Source organism: Falsibacillus albus (genome assembly GCF_003668575.1).
GTDB classification, from domain to species: domain Bacteria; phylum Bacillota; class Bacilli; order Bacillales; family DSM-25281; genus Falsibacillus; species Falsibacillus albus.
The window spans coordinates 22,106-40,056 of record NZ_RCVZ01000016.1 but is presented as its reverse complement, the minus strand read 5'-3'; the positions used below and the strand labels follow the sequence as shown (position 1 = coordinate 40,056).

The 17,951-nt window shown below is 41.5% G+C and carries 17 protein-coding genes and 1 other annotated feature; of the genes, 9 read left to right on the top strand and 8 right to left on the bottom strand.

Annotated features, from left to right (window positions below):
- Positions 1-328: 328 nt before the first annotated feature.
- The 5 genes from D9X91_RS22605 (at position 329) to D9X91_RS18340 (ending at position 4,055) form a co-directional block, all read left to right on the top strand.
- Complete coding sequence (locus tag D9X91_RS22605) at positions 329-478, top strand: Lmo0850 family protein (protein WP_158598366.1); 150 nt, start codon at positions 329-331, stop codon at positions 476-478.
- A 110-nt stretch (positions 479-588) separates the two neighbouring features.
- Positions 589-873, top strand: a complete 285-nt coding sequence (locus D9X91_RS18355; RefSeq protein WP_233569845.1) for a hypothetical protein — start codon at positions 589-591, stop codon at positions 871-873.
- 246 nt (positions 874-1,119) lie between these two features.
- Positions 1,120-2,025, top strand: coding sequence for a diacylglycerol/lipid kinase family protein (locus D9X91_RS18350; RefSeq protein ID WP_121682105.1), 906 nt, complete (start codon positions 1,120-1,122; stop codon positions 2,023-2,025).
- A gap of 295 nt (positions 2,026-2,320) precedes the next feature.
- Complete coding sequence (locus D9X91_RS18345) at positions 2,321-3,310, top strand: ABC transporter ATP-binding protein (protein ID WP_121682104.1); 990 nt, start codon at positions 2,321-2,323, stop codon at positions 3,308-3,310.
- Positions 3,282-4,055, top strand: coding sequence for an ABC transporter permease (locus tag D9X91_RS18340; protein WP_121682103.1), 774 nt, complete (start codon positions 3,282-3,284; stop codon positions 4,053-4,055). Before D9X91_RS18345 ends, D9X91_RS18340 begins: the two co-directional genes overlap by 29 nt.
- Before the next feature lie 76 nt (positions 4,056-4,131).
- Here the strand turns inward: D9X91_RS18340 and argS are convergent, their stop codons facing one another.
- From argS to D9X91_RS18310, 6 genes are all read right to left on the bottom strand, one after another.
- The gene (gene argS / locus D9X91_RS18335; protein ID WP_407644209.1) at positions 4,132-5,814 is read right to left on the bottom strand and encodes an arginine--tRNA ligase; all 1,683 of its coding nucleotides are present in this window, start codon (positions 5,812-5,814) and stop codon (positions 4,132-4,134) included.
- A 63-nt stretch (positions 5,815-5,877) separates the two neighbouring features.
- Positions 5,878-6,078, bottom strand: a binding site (T-box leader).
- Positions 6,079-6,126: 48 nt separating this feature from the next.
- Positions 6,127-7,272, bottom strand: coding sequence for an MGDG synthase family glycosyltransferase (locus D9X91_RS18330; RefSeq protein WP_121682101.1), 1,146 nt, complete (start codon positions 7,270-7,272; stop codon positions 6,127-6,129).
- A gap of 56 nt (positions 7,273-7,328) precedes the next feature.
- On the bottom strand, positions 7,329-7,922 hold the full coding sequence (locus D9X91_RS18325; protein ID WP_121682100.1) for a DedA family protein: 594 nt from the start codon (positions 7,920-7,922) through the stop codon (positions 7,329-7,331).
- Between the two features lie 7 nt (positions 7,923-7,929).
- Positions 7,930-8,634, bottom strand: a complete 705-nt coding sequence (locus D9X91_RS18320) for a polysaccharide deacetylase family protein (protein WP_121682099.1) — start codon at positions 8,632-8,634, stop codon at positions 7,930-7,932.
- 209 nt (positions 8,635-8,843) lie between these two features.
- Positions 8,844-10,196 carry a hemolysin family protein gene (locus D9X91_RS18315; RefSeq protein WP_121682098.1) on the bottom strand — a complete coding sequence of 451 codons (1,353 nt, stop codon included), beginning with the start codon at positions 10,194-10,196 and terminating at the stop codon, positions 8,844-8,846.
- 384 nt (positions 10,197-10,580) lie between these two features.
- Positions 10,581-11,885, bottom strand: a complete 1,305-nt coding sequence (locus tag D9X91_RS18310) for a hemolysin family protein (protein ID WP_121682097.1) — start codon at positions 11,883-11,885, stop codon at positions 10,581-10,583.
- A 257-nt stretch (positions 11,886-12,142) separates the two neighbouring features.
- On the opposite strand from D9X91_RS18310, the gene D9X91_RS18305 reads away from it, so the two are divergent.
- The 3 genes from D9X91_RS18305 to D9X91_RS18295 all read left to right on the top strand — a co-directional run bounded on the left by D9X91_RS18305 (position 12,143) and on the right by D9X91_RS18295 (position 14,157).
- Positions 12,143-12,916 (top strand): hypothetical protein, encoded by a 774-nt coding sequence (locus D9X91_RS18305; RefSeq protein WP_121682096.1) that lies wholly within the window; start codon positions 12,143-12,145, stop codon positions 12,914-12,916.
- 341 nt (positions 12,917-13,257) lie between these two features.
- Positions 13,258-13,692: a DUF4937 domain-containing protein gene (locus D9X91_RS18300; RefSeq protein WP_121682095.1), complete on the top strand. Its 435-nt coding sequence runs from the start codon at positions 13,258-13,260 to the stop codon at positions 13,690-13,692.
- Between the two features lie 87 nt (positions 13,693-13,779).
- Positions 13,780-14,157 carry a VOC family protein gene (locus tag D9X91_RS18295; protein WP_121682094.1) on the top strand — a complete coding sequence of 126 codons (378 nt, stop codon included), beginning with the start codon at positions 13,780-13,782 and terminating at the stop codon, positions 14,155-14,157.
- A gap of 357 nt (positions 14,158-14,514) precedes the next feature.
- On the opposite strand, the gene D9X91_RS18290 is transcribed toward D9X91_RS18295, so the two are convergent.
- Positions 14,515-15,681: an MFS transporter gene (locus D9X91_RS18290; protein WP_121682093.1), complete on the bottom strand. Its 1,167-nt coding sequence runs from the start codon at positions 15,679-15,681 to the stop codon at positions 14,515-14,517.
- 1 nt (position 15,682) lies between these two features.
- The gene (locus D9X91_RS18285; RefSeq protein ID WP_121682092.1) at positions 15,683-16,111 is read right to left on the bottom strand and encodes a MerR family transcriptional regulator; all 429 of its coding nucleotides are present in this window, start codon (positions 16,109-16,111) and stop codon (positions 15,683-15,685) included.
- Positions 16,112-16,825: 714 nt separating this feature from the next.
- On the opposite strand from D9X91_RS18285, the gene D9X91_RS18280 reads away from it, so the two are divergent.
- Positions 16,826-17,893, top strand: a complete 1,068-nt coding sequence (locus tag D9X91_RS18280; protein WP_121682091.1) for a D-alanine--D-alanine ligase — start codon at positions 16,826-16,828, stop codon at positions 17,891-17,893.
- Positions 17,894-17,951: the final 58 nt, after the last annotated feature.

Genomic DNA, 17,951 nt, shown 5'->3' with positions numbered 1-17,951 from the left:
TGCGGAAATCAACCTTACACAACCTTTAATGAATAGCAACAAACTTTACGAAAAGAACGTAATGAATAGAAGTACCATACGAAAACAGTTTTTAACAAACTCTTATTTTTATTTAAGGGAAAATTAATGATTGTCCTTGATAATGAAGTTGAAGAAAAGAAGAAATGAATTTTTAAAGTTTTGAAACCTTTTGAGGTTTGATACGTATGTAAGCAGGGAAGTAGTAAAACAAGAAATTAAGTCGGAAATATCATATTCAATGTCTCGGATTTTAGGTACAATAAATAATATGTCTTAGTCGGCATAAAAATTGAAGAGGTGATCTTTCTTGAAAAGAGATCATGATCAGGTCAAACGCGTGATTTCCCAACTAGGAAAAATCGGTGTCAAAATCTCGAAGACAAAATCTAGACTAGAATTAAGAAAAGCATTAGATGACATGAAGCCAATCCCGAACTATCCGGAGGCTCATTCTTAAGCAGGCATCTACATAGATGCTTGTTTTTTTGTGCTTATTTCGAGTAGAAGAGAAGTGTGATTCATATTTAAGATAATTGTGCGATATACATAGAATAAGGAGGGATGTGTATGAATAGGAGTATGTTCGACCTCGAGGCATTGAAGGAGATGCGCAGACAAGCAGATGAAATATCCTATGCGTGTATGAGCAGACAGTTTTTTCGGGATGAAAAATCATTGAAACAAGCTTTGGATCATATATGCCGCACATTGGGGATGTTCACAGATATGGAAATAAAAAAGCTCAAGGGAGAAAACATTCCCTACGATCCACAGTCCTATATGAGAGGAAGAATGTCGCTTGCATATAATGCTGTGATGAACTCCCAAGAGGATGATCAATATCCTGCATAAAGAAGCTATCCCCAAAGCCTGATCAAAGGCACTTTGGGATAGCTTTTTTTATAGCATTCTTAATGTTTTTGAAAGGCTCTTTTCTCAAAGATTGTTGTTTTTATCAGTTTTTCTTTAAAGTAACTCATCATATGATGTTGATTGGAGCTGAGCCTTGCTTTTCTCACCAAAATAAACAATTTCGAGTTTGACCTCTCATGAAAAAGGAAACATTATTAAAAAAGTGTTTTATTGGGAGGAGCGGAAATGAATTCCTTTAAAAAAGGACTGCTGATCTTTAATGGAAAAGCAGGAAGAAAAGGTTTAAATAAAAACCTGCAGGATTGTGTCCCCGTATTGGCTGAGCAATTGGATGAATTGACCTTGATGAGGACGCAGAAAGCAGGGGATGGAGAAAGGTTATGCAGAGAGCACGGCAGCAGGTACGATATTGTTTTTATTTTAGGCGGTGATGGCACCGTCCATGAGTGCCTGAATGGAATCGCCCAGCTCGATGCGCCGCCAACGGTCTCGGTTTTACCAAGTGGCACCTGCAATGATTTTAGCAGACTCCTTAAAGTTCCACAGGATATATCTGAAGCATCCCGCCTAATATCGACAGGAGAAGTGGCAGAAATGGATCTCGGAAAAGTGAATGACCGGATCTTTTCGAATTTCTGGGGAATCGGCTTAATTAGCGAAGCTTCTGAAAACATCAACGCTTCTTCCAAGAATATGCTTGGGAAGATCAGTTACTATATCAGTGCATTGCAAACGGTTAAGGAGGCAATGCCATTTTCGTTCAAGATAACTTGTGATGAACAGGTGATCGAAGATGAAGCAGTCATGATTTTAGTGGCCAATGGATGTTTTATCGGAACCAATCGTTTGCCTCTGTCGAAAATCTGCGCAGATGATGGGATGCTGGATATCCTGATCATCCGCCAGGCAGGCTTCGAGTTATTCAAAAATCTTATCACCGGTGAAGAACCCCCGGATTGGAATCATGATGACTCAAATGTCATTCATATTCAAGCGAAGGAATGTAAGATTGAAACCCAAGAACTAATGAAAGCCGATATGGACGGAGAGGTATACGAAGAAGGAACGCCTGCTCATCTATCCGCTTTGCAAAAGAAGGTCTCATTTTTAAGAGGTGACTTCGAATATTAAAGGCTTTTTCTCAAAGGTCTTTTCGTAAAGTTTCTGCCAACTTTCAATGTGTTTGTACAAGGTTGATCTCCGCGATAGGATGCTAGTTTCCGGGGGACCTCACACGAAGTGAGGTCGTTCGATGTTGGCTCACTTAATCCATATATCTCCTCGCTTCCCTGGGAGTCTCGCACCTTCACCCTATGATGAATAGTTTTTATCAAAGACTTATTGGGTATCCGTCTCTGGATGGAAAACAATGGGTCTTTTTTTGTGTATAATAAAATCAGAATATTCAAACTCAATAGGAGGTCATATGGAATATATCATTGATATTCAAAATGTGAAAAAGTGGTATCCGAAGAAGAAGTCAAAGGAAGTAATCGAAGCAGTAAAAGGAATTTCGCTTCAAGTGAAAAGAGGGGAAGTTGTCGGCCTGCTCGGTCCAAATGGTGCAGGGAAAACCACCTTGATCAAGATGATGTGCGGTCTTCTCATCCCTAATGAGGGAACCGTCAAAATCAATGAATTCGACATGAATGCTAACCGTTCGAAGGCTTTAAAGCATTTAAGTGTCGTTTTAGAGGGGAATCGCAACTTATATTGGCGATTAACGGTGAAAGAAAACCTTGAATATTTCTCGGGAAATCGAGGTATGTCGAAAAAGGAAATTTCAAGTAAGGTTGATGAGCTTCTGGAACGCTTCAATCTCAAGGGAAAAGCACATGAACAAGTCAATACACTATCAAGGGGGATGCAGCAAAAGCTTTCGATTGCTGTGGCTTTGCTTGCAGATACGGACATTATTTTTCTCGATGAACCGACGCTCGGACTCGATATTGAAACAAGCTACGAGATCCGCAAGCTTTTGACGGAAATCGCGAAAGGGGAAAACAAGACGATTTTACTGAGCTCCCATGATATGCCGGTCGTCCAGGACATTTGCCAAAGAGTTGTGATTGTCAACGGTGGAAAGATCATCACTGATGAGAATGTACAGAATCTCTTGGACCTGTTTGATACGAAAGCATACAGCTTCACATTGCAAGGGAAGTTGACCGATGCACAGTTTGATCAGCTCAGTCATACCTACTTGGCTAAAAGAATGGAGGGGGATGGAGAGCAGTCTGTGATTGAGGTGACGATTCAGCAGAGTGATCAATTTTATGCTGTCATCGAACAGCTGAAGGAAATGGGGCAGTCGATTGAAAAGATTGACCGGACGATGATTGATTTTGAGCAAGTGTTCATGAAAATTGTGAAAGGGGAGATAAGGGATGAAGTCGCTATATCTGCTACAAGCTAATTTCAGAAGAGAAGCCATTATGCTCAAAAGGTATCTCCCCAATACCATCAGCTTGGTGGTCACGTTTTATTGCATTTTCCTGGCAATGTTTTTCGGCATCAAGTTTGTGGGGGATCCATCCTCGATCGATACGAATGTCCAATATGTCATTGTGAATTATATATTCTGGTATCTCGCGATGATGGCAATGCAGGACATAGGCTGGGCTGTTTCGAACGAAGCCACTCTCGGAACGTTGGAGCAGCTCTATATGTCCCCGATGGGTGTATGGAGGATCCTTTTGGCAAGAATCATTTCCGGTACATGCCTGCATTTGATGATCATCACCATTTTATTATACGTGTCGATGCTGACGACTGGTACTTGGCTCAATATTGACATTGTGTCCATATTGCCCATTTTATGCTTAACGCTGATCAGTATGTTTGGTGTCAGCTTCATGATTGCGGGAATGTCGATCATCTTCAAACAGATACAAGCATTTTTGCAGATCCTGCAGTTTGTTTTTATGGGATTGACATTCGTCTCGCTTTCCTTCGCGCCATATCTTGCATTTGCCCCATTTGTGAAGGGTGTGGATATGGTCAGGACGATCATGGTTGAGGACGTTTCCATATCACATTTCGGTTCCGTTGATTTTTTGATCTTATCGGCAAATGCACTCTTCTATTTAGTGATTGGCCTATGGGTATTTAAAAGCTGCGAGAGGTATGCCATGAGAAAAGGGATCCTTGGGCAGCACTAAGATCCGTACAATAATTCAAGGGACTTGCCAAAAGGCGAGTCCCTTAATAAATGGTTCGAGCAAGCCGCACTACTTTCTACATTTCATTCGGCGCTTCAATTCCAAGCAGTCTCAATCCCTCAGCTAAAACAATGGCGACCGCTTTGACGAGACTGACCCTTGAAGTCAGTTCATCATTCTCCTCCAGGATCCGCACTTTCCCATAGTACTTATTAAACGATTTTGAGAGATCGATTAAGTACTTTGCCAAAACCGAAGGTGCAAGAGAGAGGTAGGATCTTTCGACTGTTTCCGGAAATAGGCGCAGCTGCTTGATGACTTCCCAGCTTGCTTCATCGCCAAGTCCATGAAATGTATAAGAAGGAGGGGCTTTTCTCAAAATGGACTGTGCCCGCGCATGCGTATATTGGATATATGGTCCCGTTTCACCTTCGAAGGTGAGCATATCAGATAAAGAAAATTCGATGTTATTCATTCGATCATTTTTCAGATCGTGAAAAATGATGGCACCGACCCCAACGGCGCGTGCGGTTTTTTCAGCATCATGAAGGTCGGGATTTTTTTCGTTGATGTTTTTAAGAGCAAGTGCGATGGCTTCCTTGATCACGTTTTCTAGTAATATAACCCTGCCTTTACGTGTGGACATCTTCTTGCCATTCTTCAGATAAAGTCCAAAAGGTACGTGCTTCATAGCATCTGCCCACTCGAATCCCATTTTTTTCAGCACTGAGAAGACTTGATTGAAATGGACGCGCTGTTCCTGTCCAACCACATAAAGGGCTTGATCAAATTGGTATTCCCGCTGGCGGTAGATGGCTGCAGCTAAATCCCGTGTGGGGTAAAGCGAGGCGCCATCCGATTTTTTTATCAAACAAGGAGGCATTCCTTCCTCGTCCATCAAGACGACCTCGGCACCATCCGATTGCACAAGAAGATCTTTTTCCTTTAAGAGTTGAACAGCTTCGGACATTTTATCATTATAAAATGCTTCTCCTTGGAAATTATCAAAAGTGATTCCCAAAAGGCCATAGATTTCCATGAAGGATTTTAATGATTCATCACGGAACCATTTCCATAACTCAAGGTGATCCGGTTCACCACTTTCAAGATCCTTGAAAGCTTTCCGGCCCTCATCCTCCAATGCTGGGGATTGCTCTGCTTCATGGTGAAATTGGACGTATAGTTTTAATAGTTCTCCAATCGGGTTTTGTTTTACCTTCTCGGGATCGCCCCATTTTCTATAGGCGACGATCAGCTTGCCGAATTGGGTGCCCCAATCGCCAAGATAGTTGATCTTAATGGGCCTGTAGCCGTTTTTTTCGGCAAGGGAAGCCAATGCGTTTCCAATGACAGTTGAACGAAGATGGCCCATGGAAAAAGGCTTGGCAATATTGGGAGATGACATATCAAGAACAACCGTTTTGCCTGAACCAATTTCACCACTTCCGTATTCAGTCCCTTCTTCAAGAACATGATTGACGATTGGACTCCCTGCTTTGGCAGGATCGAAGAAAACATTCACATATGGCCCTGCATGGATCACTTTTGAAAAATATGGTGAATGCAGCTTCGAGGAAAACTCGGCAGCAATCGAAGCGGGAGATTCCTGGAGTGTTTTGGCCAGTTGGAAACATGGGAAGGCGAGGTCGCCAAGGCTGGCGTGCTTCGGCGTCTCAATCATGGAGTAAACACTATCGTATTCCAGGCTCTCCGGTAAAACAGCCAATAATTTTTCTGTGAAGATCTTTTTTAAATCCAACATGAATCCCTCCTTGAAAATGGTAAATGTGACTTTCATAACAACAAAAATCCCCGCCTCTATAAAAGAGACGGGGATATCCCGCGTTGCCACTCTAATTGGCTCATCATACGATCGAGCCCGCTTCATTTGATAACGGCTGTACCGGCCAGACACACTGGCATCTCGGAAGTGCGCTTCATCACACGGTCGCCATTGGGCTTTCACCATCCCCAATTCGCTTTGGGCCATGCAGTGGACTACTCTCTTCCTCATCGATTTTTCGCTAATATTAAGAGTTATTATACTAGGGTTGGAAAAAAATGCAATAGGCTATACAGGAGAAATTGAAGGTAAATAAGCTCTTTCTCCATGAATGATGGAAAGCAATGCTTCAGAAAGCGAGGCGTCCTTTTCGCTGTTCCATAGCTCGATCCTGCTTTTGAGGTCAGCCAGCTTCTTTGAATCGAAAAGGATTTGCGTGAACTGCCCTTCAATATTTTTTTTCAGGTCTAATTCGAAAATAAGCCCTTTATTCAATAGGTACCGTTTATTAATTTCCTCTTGGCCGGGCAGGGAGTGCAGGACAAAGATCGGGAGCGCTTTTGACAAAGCTTCACTGATGGTGATGCCCCCTGGCTTTGTTAAGATGGCCAGAGCTCCATTATATAAGTCGTTCATTTTTTCCGGACTGTCGATGTAAGAAAGGGGGATGATATCAGGATTTTGTAATTCGGATATTTTGTTGTACAGCTTGCGGTTTTTTCCACAAAGGACTTTATAGGTAAAGGTTGAATTTCCTTTTTCCGTTATCTCCTTCAAGAAGGGAAACATATTCCCTAAACCGCTGTTTCCACCGGCAATAAGGATATAATTTTTTTCCGGGAGCGGGGCAGCCTGATGAGCGTGATAAACAGGAAATGTAGGAATCCCTGTTACGAAGATGCGTTCTTGCGGGACTTGGAATTCAGCCATTAATTGCTCTTTAGCTTGTTGATTGGGGGCAAGATGGTAGTCAATGGCTTTTTTGCCCCATATGTCGTTAATGAAAAAGTCTGTATATACATTAATTACAGGCCTTGATAGTTTCATTCTTTGCTTTAAACTGTCCAAAAGCTTGGATGGATAGCAGTGAGTGCAGATGATCAAATCAGGGTCTTCCTCAAGAATGAATTGCTCCATTCGCCATTCGAAATATCTGTTCCAGAAAAAAAGTGATTGTACAAAATCATGATCATGGTCGCGCGAAAACATGAACAGCTTATAAAAACGGCTGTAAGTCTTTGGATTTTCAGTTATCCAGTGCAAATAAAATCCGGATACCTTTCTTTCGAGCGGCGGATGGCAATAACTTAGAAAATCTACTTTTTTAAAGGTAATGTCATCATCATGAAAGGAAGACATCACTTCAATCATTGCATCGGCTGCTTGATGATGGCCAGACGGCATTTGAAACAGCGGGAGGACCAAGACCTTCATAACTTAAGTTAACTCCTTTACATCAGCATCTGAAATCGAGCCAGGGCGTCTTGCCCTTAAGATTCGGTTTCTTTGGAATGGGAGGATTTTCGCCATCTTATGATCATTTGTACGATAAACAATAAGAATAAACCGATCCCTACATAAGTTATGATGAGCGGATGGATCGGAATATATGTACTGATGAAGAATCCCAACAGTGTGTATACCGATACCCAAACGACAGAGCCGATGAGTGAAAACAGGGCGAACAAGAAGAAGGAGAGGTGTTCGATTCCTGCGAAATAAGGGTTTAACTGCCTGACACCTGGAATGAAAAATCCGAAAAGCAATGATTTTTTGATATTCCAGTGGTCCATGAATGAATTCCACCTTTTGGAGTTCATTCCTAAATAGCGGCCATATTTAATAATGAAGGGCTTCCCGATTTTTGCCCCAAGAAAATAGGCTGTCAGCATACCTGTAAATGAGCCGAGTGATGAGGCGGCGATGCACCCCCACAAGAAAAGGTTTCCCTGCTTGGAAACCACCCCAAGATAAACGAACAAACTTTCTTCAGGGGCGGGAATGCCGACGATTCCGAAAAACCCCATAATAAATATAAGAAGATAGCTGTATTGACTTAAAAGTTCCAAAAAATGTGCACTCATTAGGACCTCATTTCTCCCCCGATCGCAGCAGCTGTTCAACCGTAACAAAAGAATATTGTTTTGATTGATCCAAAGCTAAAAATTGATCAAGAGCTTCAATCATATTACGAGGGGCATCTCTATCTGCCCCAAAGCTGGTGCCGCTATCATGAAGGGTGATGATTGCACCTTCTTTTCTGGCAGATATCAATCGCTTCAAAAGCTCCTTGGACCCTAATCGTTCTTTCCAATCCCCTGGTATGGAAGTCCACATGATGACCTGAAATCCTTTGGCAGCCATTAAAGTAAAGGCGTTGAACATCCCCCACGGCGGCCTGTAATAAATGGGATCAGCCCCGAGGATGTCTTTGATGATGATTTTTGATTTATTTAAATGCTTCTTTAATACATTTGGTGGAATGAGCCAATTCGGAAAATGAATATAATTGTGTATACCCACCACATGCCCTTCCCGATGAATTAACTGAATCAATTCGGGATAGGTGGCAGCCTTTTTGCCGACAACAAAAAACGTGGCTTTGGCTCCGTGTTTTTTCAATACTTCCAACAGCTTCGGGGTATATAATGGGTCCGGGCCATCATCGAACGTAAGGGCAATTGCATTCCTCAGCTTTCCTTGTTTAATGATTCCGATGGAAAACATTCTTATGATCATAGTAGAACAAACAGTCAGTACCAAAAAAAGGACCAGCAAAAAAAATATCCATTTCATTTCTTCACCTTCTATTACACACGTATTCATATTATTTATTAAGGTTGTTTTCTTATGCGGTTAATATCTTTAACAGAGACTATTTTAAAGAGGAATGTAAAACAAACAATCTTTAAAAAGCCTCTTTCCATCATACCAGTTCGTTACAGAAATTTGTTGCTGAGCATGAAAAAACGGGGATGCTTCAAAAGAGGCATTCCCGCTTTGGTTTAAGATAATGCTTCCGATTTTGTTAAAGGTATTTGCTGTGATGAAGACTCATTCACATGTATTTTCTTTTTAACTTCAACATATTTTATATGGTGTTCTTCCATTTCTTTAATCGTGAACTCATATTCTTCAAAGGAAATGGCATCGCCTTGTTTGGCATCGTAATTCTCAGTTAAGACCCAGCCGCCGATCGTATCGATATCCTCATCTTGAATATCCAAGTGGAGGAGGTTGTTCACTTCACTCACCAGTACCTTTGAATCAAAGATATAATGATTCTCTGTGATTTTTCTCACCAGCGGGACTTCATCCATATCGAATTCATCCCGGATTTCGCCGACGATCTCCTCTAAGATGTCTTCAACGGTCACCAGTCCCGAGGTGCCGCCGTACTCATCCATCAAAATGGCCATATGAATACGTTCTTTTTGCATTTTGACGAGCAGGTCATGAATCGGGATGGAATCAATCACCCGGATGATAGGACGGACATAAGACTCTAATGATTGTGTATTAAGTTCCATATTATTGATCAAATCTGTGAAAATTTCTTTAACGTTGACCATTCCAATGATATGGTCCTTGTCCCCATCTATGATCGGATAGCGTGTGAACTTTTCTTCTCTTACAAGATCAAGGAAAATGTCCAGTGTATCTTCTTTTGAAAGCGAGACAATTTCAGTCCGGGGGACCATGATTTCCTTGGCGATGCGGTCATCAAATTCAAATATTTTATTTACATACTTAAATTCAGACTGATTGATCTCTCCACTCTTGTAGCTTTCAGAGAGGATAATGCGCAACTCTTCCTCGGAGTGGGCAATTTCATGTTCTGAAGCAGGCTTTAACCCAAATACCTTCGTAACCAGCCTTGCCGATGTATTTAATGTCCAAATGAATGGATACATGATTTTATAGAATCCGATCAGTGGCTTGGCAAATAGGACGGTGATCGTTTCGGCTTTTTGGATAGCTAACGTCTTTGGTGCAAGTTCGCCGATCACGACGTGCAGAAAAGTGATGGTTGTAAAAGCAATCACAACCGATAGAATATGTGTAACAGAAGAGGTTAAGGTCATTTTCTGAAAAATTGCATGAACAATGCTCGCAATCGTTGGTTCCCCAAGCCACCCTAAACCAAGGGCTGTAATGGTGATACCCAGCTGGCAAGCAGATAAGTACTCGTCTAAGCTCGTAATAACACGTTTTGCTGCAACTGCACTGCTGTTTCCTTCCTCAAGTAATTGATCGATCCTTGAGCTTCTAACCTTCACAATGGCGAATTCAGAAGCGACAAAAAAAGCAGTAAGTGCAATGAGTAAGACGACAAGCACTAAGTTAAATATGTCCAAATAACTTTCCTTAACGCGCTTTAAAAAAGCGGGTAAGGAGTCACCTCCCAAAATATTAAAATATTAATATATAACTAGTCTTTCGATAAAAAACAAACTTTTTTTCGTGTACGATGCAGTATAGTCCTTGAACCATGTGGAAACATTTCGCTATTCCCCTGATGCTGCAGACTGCCCCATCCTACCACCTCAACGTTCTTTAAAATATTACCAATATTATAAGTAATTCATACAATACAGTCAAACAATCGCTAGACAATGCATGATTTACATTATTTTATGATGGGGCGGCGTGAATATTCCGCCAATCATGCAGAAAAAGCCGACTTGAGGCTTTTTTCAACGCATTTGGCACGGTTGTACCAAAAAGGTGAGAGTTCCTCTTTAGTCAGCTTTTGGTTTTTTCATGACTTCAACATATAAAATATGATGCCCTTCCATTTCATGGACTTTAAAGATATATGAGCCTTCTTCAATCGCATCGCCCTGCTTAAGATCATACTTTTGCGTGAGCAGCCAGCCGCCTATTGTATCCACTTCATCCTCGGATAAATCGGTGCCCAGCAGATCATTCACCTGGTGAATCAAAAGTTTTGCATCGAAAATAAAATGATTTTCTCCAAGCTTCCTTACAAGCGGGATTTCATCTGCATCAAATTCATCGCGGATTTCACCGACGATTTCCTCTAGAATATCCTCAACCGTCACAATCCCAGCCGTTCCGCCATACTCATCAGCTAATATGGCCATGTGGTTCCGCTCCTTTTGCATTTTCAGCAAAAGGTCATGGATCGGAATGGTCTCGATCACACGGATTACTGGTTTTATATATTTCAATAACGTTTCATCTTCCGGACATTGCTGGTGTACACAGTCTGTCAATAACTCTTTCATATTCACAATCCCGATGATATTATCCTTATCCCCATCAGTAACAGGGTAGCGGGTGTATTTTTCTATGCGTAAGGTCGATAAGATTTCCTTTAGACTCGTGTCTTTTTCGAAAGAGACGATTTCTGTCCTCGGAACCATGATTTCCTTGGCCAGCCGGTTGTCGAATTCAAAGATTTGATTGACATAGCGGTATTCGGATTGATTGATCTCACCGCTCTTATAACTCTCGGAAAGGATGATCCTAAGTTCTTCCTCAGAGTGAGCCATGTCATGTTCCGAAGCAGGCTGCAAGCCGAATAGTCCGGCTACAAGGCGAGCTGAACTATTAAGCACCCAAATGAATGGGTACATGATTTTGTAAAATAATATTAATGGCTTAGCCACTAAAAGCGTCAATTCCTCCGCCATTTGGATCGCAAAGGTTTTTGGCGCCAATTCACCCATCACTACGTGCAAAAAGGTGATAGCGCTGAATGAAATGACAAAAGATAAGATATGGCTGATGGATTCTGGGATATGGAGTGTTCCGAACAATGGATGGATCAATTCCTGCACCGTCGGTTCCCCGAGCCACCCAAGTCCTAAAGCTGTGATGGTGATGCCGAGCTGGCAAGCGGATAAGTAGCTGTCCAAATTGGTTATGAGTTCTTTGGCGGCTTCTGCTTTTGAATTCCCCTCCGCAATGAGTTGGTCGATTCTTGAAGACCGGACCTTGACAATGGCAAATTCAGATGCCACAAAAAAGGCAGTTAGAGCAATAAGTAGGATTAACGTCAGAATGTTAATGATTATCAATGATGTGCAACACCCAAGTGGGTGAAGCGTACACCTCCTAAAATGATTGGATAAATCCGATAATGAGTTCATTATATACTACTACTTTACCCTTTTCACGTACCACAATACCTAAAACTGTTTAAATAAGAGGAATGGATAATTGAAAAAAATACATTATGGACTTCTCATGAATTTTGATAGAATATAAACTATAATCATTGAATTTACGGAAGCACAATCTTCTCTGGAGAAATGATGATTCGGAGGGTAAGTATTTGAAACATTCCCAGGAATTAAGCAATCTTGTATATATTCATGTTCACCAATCGGAACAGTATGTCCTGTCTTATGGGATCGAATTTAAAGAATTTATGGCCGGTGTCTCTGAGCCGCCTTCGAAGCTTTTGCTTCTGAAGCATCAATTTGAAGATACGGAATACAACGTACATACATTGATGGAATTCGTGGAGCATGACCAAATAAATAAACTGATAAAAGACGATGTTTATGGGTATGGGGATTTTTGCTGGGTGGATTTCGAAGAAGAGGAAGCATTGAACCAGCTTGATGGACAGGAACTTGCCGAACTTCTTTACTTAAGCCATGTGAAACACCATTTACGTCATCCTTTTTATCGGAAGCTGAACAATCGTTTTGTTTATCTGGCGCATGATGACGGCTGGTTTAACAAAATGTATTTTCGATCCTTTGATGAGTTTTATGACATGCTAGGCTACTCCATCTCGCAAAAGCTCACTTTGCAAAAAGCAGAGAAAACCTTTTTTGGATTGAAGAAAAAGAAAGAATACCCTGTAATGCCGAAAGAAATTCTTTATCCTTTCATAGAAGATATGAAGGAAGGGATCGTCTTCTCAGTTGAAAAAGCAGAGCAGTCCCGAGCGAAAATTGAAATCCCCGTTTGGGTAATCGGTGACTTTTCCGATATGGATGAGATGCACGAAGAATATCAAACCATCCAATCACAGCCGATTGATGGAAAAATAGTCTTTGACCGTAAATCCAGGGAGTGGAAAGCATTTATTAAATAGCTGCAAGAGTGGATGCTTCCAAGTTAACCGGGCATCCAGCAGCTGGCCATAAAAAACATCATTTTAGAAGTATATGACTGCTTCCATAATGATGTTTTTTTAATACGTTTCCTCAATGATGTTTTGTTAGCGGTTTTTCTCTGGAAGCCATTTTAATTTGATGCTGATTTGAGCGGGAGTGAACCTCGCACAATCTTTGAAGAATAGCGGCAAACCACGAAAAGAAATCTTTTTTATTACTGAAAATTGAAAAAGCTTCCCACATCTAAATCATTTCATAGTAAAATATATGGGTGAAAACAGCATGAAATTTGATAACTTTTATTTAATGGAGGAGAATAATGCTTATTAAGCATATAACCTGTTTCGTTGATGAGGAGAGCAGAGAAGCATTTTCCAGGTCACAGGATGAGTGGGTGCAGATCCAATCCGTTCCTGGACTAATGTGGCAGCTAGGCGGTTGGAAAAACGAAAGGGAAGCGCATATTTGGGGCATTTGGACGGATGAAGTCCTATATGAAGATTTTATGAAAAAGAATCATGACACCATATACGATAAAGCTGAACAAGATAAGAATTATCATTCAATTTCCATTTCATTCAAAAAAATAGAAGCCATAGAGAACATGGATGAATTTCTAATGACCATACAGGATAACGACCCGTTTATTTATTTTATCGATGGTGAGCAGTGTATGTTTAAAAGAACTGAAACCTTGCAAGAAGGGGAATACAAATTTGTAGCAAGCTGGCTGGTGTGTGGGTTATATCCGTAATATCATAACCATTGTTTAAAAGAGATAAAAAAGGTTTTTTAGCTGGCTTGTTGAAAAGATAAAAGAGGATAAGAAGGGGTGAATAATATGGACATGAAACTTGGCTATGTCATTTTGTATGTAGAGAATTTAGAAAAATCAGTATATTTCTACCGTGATTTACTCGGTCTTCCATTGAAGATGCAAGCAGGCACATATACGGAATTCGATACAGGCGGAACAACATTGTCTCTGAATACAAGGGAATCGATAAAAGATATTACAGGATTTGATCTTCCGGATGGCAAGGTGCCTCAAACTTTGGAAATAGGATTTGTGACGGAGGATGTAAAAGGAACGGTGGAAAGGCTAAGAGCAGAAGGGACAACCATTTTGTCTGAGGCGACTGAAAAGCCATGGGGACAGCTCGTGGCATATGTAGAAGACCCGGATGGGCACTATATTGAAATATGCAGTCCAATGTAGCTGTGTCTAATAAAGGCAATTTTCGTAAAGATTATTGTTAAAATCCTGATGCCGATTTTAACGTAAGGCTCTTTTCTCAAAGATTGTTGTTTTTAACAGTTTTTCTTTAAAATAACTCATCATATGTTGTTGATTGGAGCTAGACAGGTGAGACCCCGCAGCGAGGAGAGGAAAGACGGATGTTCGATTAAGTTCGGCACGTCGTGTGAGGGCCCTCGAAAAGAGAGTATCCTGCAGCGGAAATCAACCTTACACAACCTTTAATGAATAGCAACAAACTTTACGATAATAGCCGGAAATTAAAAAGCCGATCCGTCATCGAATGTTTTTCGATAACGAAATCGGCCTTTTATTTTTTCATCCAATCGTTTCTTTCACCGAATCGGGCTCATGATTTTTATGAATCATGATAACGAAGATTCCGGCTGCTGATAAAATACCTGCCACTAAAAATGGCGAAGACGGCGAAATGCTTTCACCGATGACCCCTGACATCACGGGGGCGATCGCCGCACCGAGCCAGCGCACGAAATTGTAGGCACCGGATGTCACGCTTCTTTCATATGGGGATGAAGCCATGACATGGCTGGTGAACAACGCGTTATTCAATCCGGACACCAAACCAGAAAGTATGACGAGCACGATCAAGGCTGCTGCCGAATGAAAAACGAAAAGCAAGCCAAGAAAGACAGCAAATATCGCCAAACTGTATGGAAGTATTTGTTTTGGCGTATATTTTTTTTCAAGCTTATGGCTCAGGACAGCTGATCCGTAAGCAAGGCAAAGCCCCCAGCCAAAGAAGACGAACCCGATATGAATCGCTGTAAGCTTGATGACAAGTGGGGTATAGGCCAACACGACGAAGAAGCCATAATAATAGAGCATTGCTGCTACTGCACCCGTCAGAAACGGTGCGTACATGAATAAGTGCTTCATTTCCTTTAGACCCGCAACTTTTCTTGCTTTTTTATCCCCAGGTTCATAGACGAAAAATGTTACAAGAAGAAACGCTATAAAAATTAAAATACTCGTGGCAATGAATGGGTATCTCCATGAAATCCCTCCGAGAATCCCTCCGACAAGCGGACCTGCAGCCATTCCAAGCCCGATCGCTGCCTCATATAACCCCACTGCCTGCTGTGGATTTGAGGAAAGCGCGATTAATAGTGTCATCGCAGTGGCAAAAAACATTGAATTACCCAATCCCCATCCAGCCCTGAATATGGAGAGCTGAGGAATTCCATTTGCCAAACCGCATAATAACGCAAATATAGTGACGATGACCAAACCGATCGTCATCATCCGTTTGTCGCCAAACCGACTCGCGAAGATCCCGGAAGGAATCATCATGAAAGCCATTGTAAAAATATAAGCTGTAAAGAGCATCTCCACTTGCCAGTGGGTTGCACCGATTTTATCTGCAATGATCGGTAGGATCGGATCGACGATGCCGATCCCCATGAATGCCAAAAATGTGGAGAAGACTGTAATCCATTTCGCGCGTGTATTGTTTTTTAAACTCATTTTATCCTTCCTCTGCTTCTTTATCTAATATGCTTCCAATCTTTTTATGGTGGACTTCGATTTCATTCCTGAAAGAAAGCATTTTTTCAATTTTTTGATCGATCAATGCCATTTCTTGTTCCAGCCCTGAATAGATCTTTCTTAATTCATCGAGTTTTTTTGTTTCCTGGGAAGCTGTGTATTCTTTTCTGCGCAGTTCGATCGTTTCGTTCAATTTTAAAAATTGCTGGAGTTCTTGGAGGGAAAATCCCAATACATCCTTTGCAAGAACCACTTTCTTTAATCGATCGATATCCTTATTGGTGTACAGGCGTGTTCCGCCATCCGTCCGTTCAGGCGGATCGATTAAGTCGATTTCTTCATAATATCGAATGGCTCTTTTCGTAAGTCCGGTCATCTTGGATACATCATCTATTTTAAAATGCTCCATATTATGGTCATCACCTCATTGTGGATTCAAATTAAAATGCTAAATCTAACCCTAACGTTAACGTTAGATTTTGTCAATTCAAATAGCCGTGCTCCATTGGCAAGTTTTATCAAATTTACATCTTGTTAATAAAAGGTCAATTTCCGCAGCAGGGTGCTCGCTTTCCGAGGGGCCTCACACGAAGTGAGGTCGTTCGATGTTGGCACACGACGTGCCGAACTTAATCGAACATCCGCCTAATCTCTCCTCGCTCCGCAGCGGGGTCTCCCCTGACCCGCTGATCCCTCTGGAGTCTCGCACCTGCTGCTCCAATCAACTTCAGATGATGAAATGTTTTTAAAGGAATTTAGGAAAAAATGTTAAATAAAACAATTTTCGAGAAAATAGACCGTAATAAAGCTATTCTGCTAAAAATATTGGATAGTTGATTTCCGATGGAGGATGCCCCTTTCAGAAAGCCGAATTTACTCATGCCGAGGATCAATGAAACTAATTGAGCGTTTGATTGCCAAATATAAAAGGGTATAGAATTAACAAAAAAGATAAGCTTCCATTTTGTAAGTGAGTCATATGGATATAGTAGGCTCTATTTAGGTGATTGTCATAGGATAGCGGGCTTGATTACTTTTTTATTACAAAATGCGCAATGCTTCTTTCTCTTTTGGGTGAAAGTGATAAAATAGATACATCTCAAATGTCATTTTGGAGGTCAACATGAAAACAAAACTTAGTTTATTATATGGCGGGAAATCCGCTGAACATAAAGTATCCTTGCAAACAGCAAAAGCTGTGATCCAAGCATTGGATCCAGCAAAGTATGAGATACAGCCAATCTTTATCACGACTGAAGGCCAGTGGATAAAAGGCCCCTTATTAAATGGACCGGTCGAAACGGTTAAAGAGCTTGAATTCAGTGAAGGGGATGCTGTCGCGCCGAATGCGCTTGCGGTTGCTCTGACAAATACCGATTCTGATTCAGATGTCATTTTCCCTCTCTTACATGGCCCGAATGGCGAGGATGGAACCGTTCAAGGCATGCTTGAGTTATTGAATCTTCCTTATGTAGGAAATGGTGTTCTTGCATCCGCAGCCGGCATGGATAAGGTCATCATGAAAAACCTATTTGCCCAGGCAGGCTTGGAGCAAGTCAAATACGTATGGTTCGTACGCCAGACTTGGAAGCAGAATCCGGAGAATGCCTATTCCGAAGTGGAGGAAGCTCTTGGGTATCCTTGTTTTGTAAAGCCCGCCAACTTGGGATCAAGTGTCGGCATCAGCAAATGTACAAATCGGGATGAATTAGCGCAAGCCTTTGAAGAAGCCTTCCAATTCGATCGCAAAATCATCATAGAGGAGGGTGTAACAGCAAGGGAAATCGAGATTGGCGTCATGGGCAACGATGCACCGGAATGCTCTGTTGCAGGGGAGATTGTCCCCAAAAAGGATTTTTACGACTATAAAGCCAAATACGAAGACGGCGATACAGCCCTGATCATCCCTGCTGATATCGATGATGAGACGTATTCAGCCATGAAAGACATGGCTGTTGATGCTTACAAAGCACTCGATAACTCAGGTCTTGTACGTGCAGACTTTTTCCTAACCAAGGAAGGGAGAATTCTTATCAACGAAGTAAACACGATGCCTGGATTTACTCCATTCAGTATGTTCCCGCTTCTTTGGAAGCATACAGGGGTTGAGTATCCTGAGCTTATCGAAAAACTCGTTGCTTTGGCGAAAGAACGCCACGAAGATAAACAAAATATTAAGCATACAATGTAATTAATAGATAGAGGCCGCCCTGAAAAAAGCAAAAGCACATAAAGGGCAGCCTCTTGTG

Coding starts and splice junctions, on each gene's coding strand:
- D9X91_RS18355 (WP_233569845.1), top strand. CDS start 589: ATGAATAGGAGTATGTTCGACCTCGAGGCATTGAAGGAGATGCGCAGA.
- D9X91_RS18295 (WP_121682094.1), top strand. CDS start 13,780: ATGGACATGAAACTTGGCTATGTCATTTTGTATGTAGAGAATTTAGAA.
- D9X91_RS18325 (WP_121682100.1), bottom strand. CDS start 7,922: ATGAGTGCACATTTTTTGGAACTTTTAAGTCAATACAGCTATCTTCTT.
- D9X91_RS18340 (WP_121682103.1), top strand. CDS start 3,282: ATGAAGTCGCTATATCTGCTACAAGCTAATTTCAGAAGAGAAGCCATT.
- D9X91_RS18330 (WP_121682101.1), bottom strand. CDS start 7,272: ATGAAGGTCTTGGTCCTCCCGCTGTTTCAAATGCCGTCTGGCCATCAT.
- D9X91_RS18345 (WP_121682104.1), top strand. CDS start 2,321: ATGGAATATATCATTGATATTCAAAATGTGAAAAAGTGGTATCCGAAG.
- D9X91_RS18285 (WP_121682092.1), bottom strand. CDS start 16,111: ATGGAGCATTTTAAAATAGATGATGTATCCAAGATGACCGGACTTACG.
- D9X91_RS18320 (WP_121682099.1), bottom strand. CDS start 8,634: ATGAAATGGATATTTTTTTTGCTGGTCCTTTTTTTGGTACTGACTGTT.
- D9X91_RS18350 (WP_121682105.1), top strand. CDS start 1,120: ATGAATTCCTTTAAAAAAGGACTGCTGATCTTTAATGGAAAAGCAGGA.
- D9X91_RS18290 (WP_121682093.1), bottom strand. CDS start 15,681: ATGAGTTTAAAAAACAATACACGCGCGAAATGGATTACAGTCTTCTCC.
- D9X91_RS18300 (WP_121682095.1), top strand. CDS start 13,258: ATGCTTATTAAGCATATAACCTGTTTCGTTGATGAGGAGAGCAGAGAA.
- D9X91_RS18280 (WP_121682091.1), top strand. CDS start 16,826: ATGAAAACAAAACTTAGTTTATTATATGGCGGGAAATCCGCTGAACAT.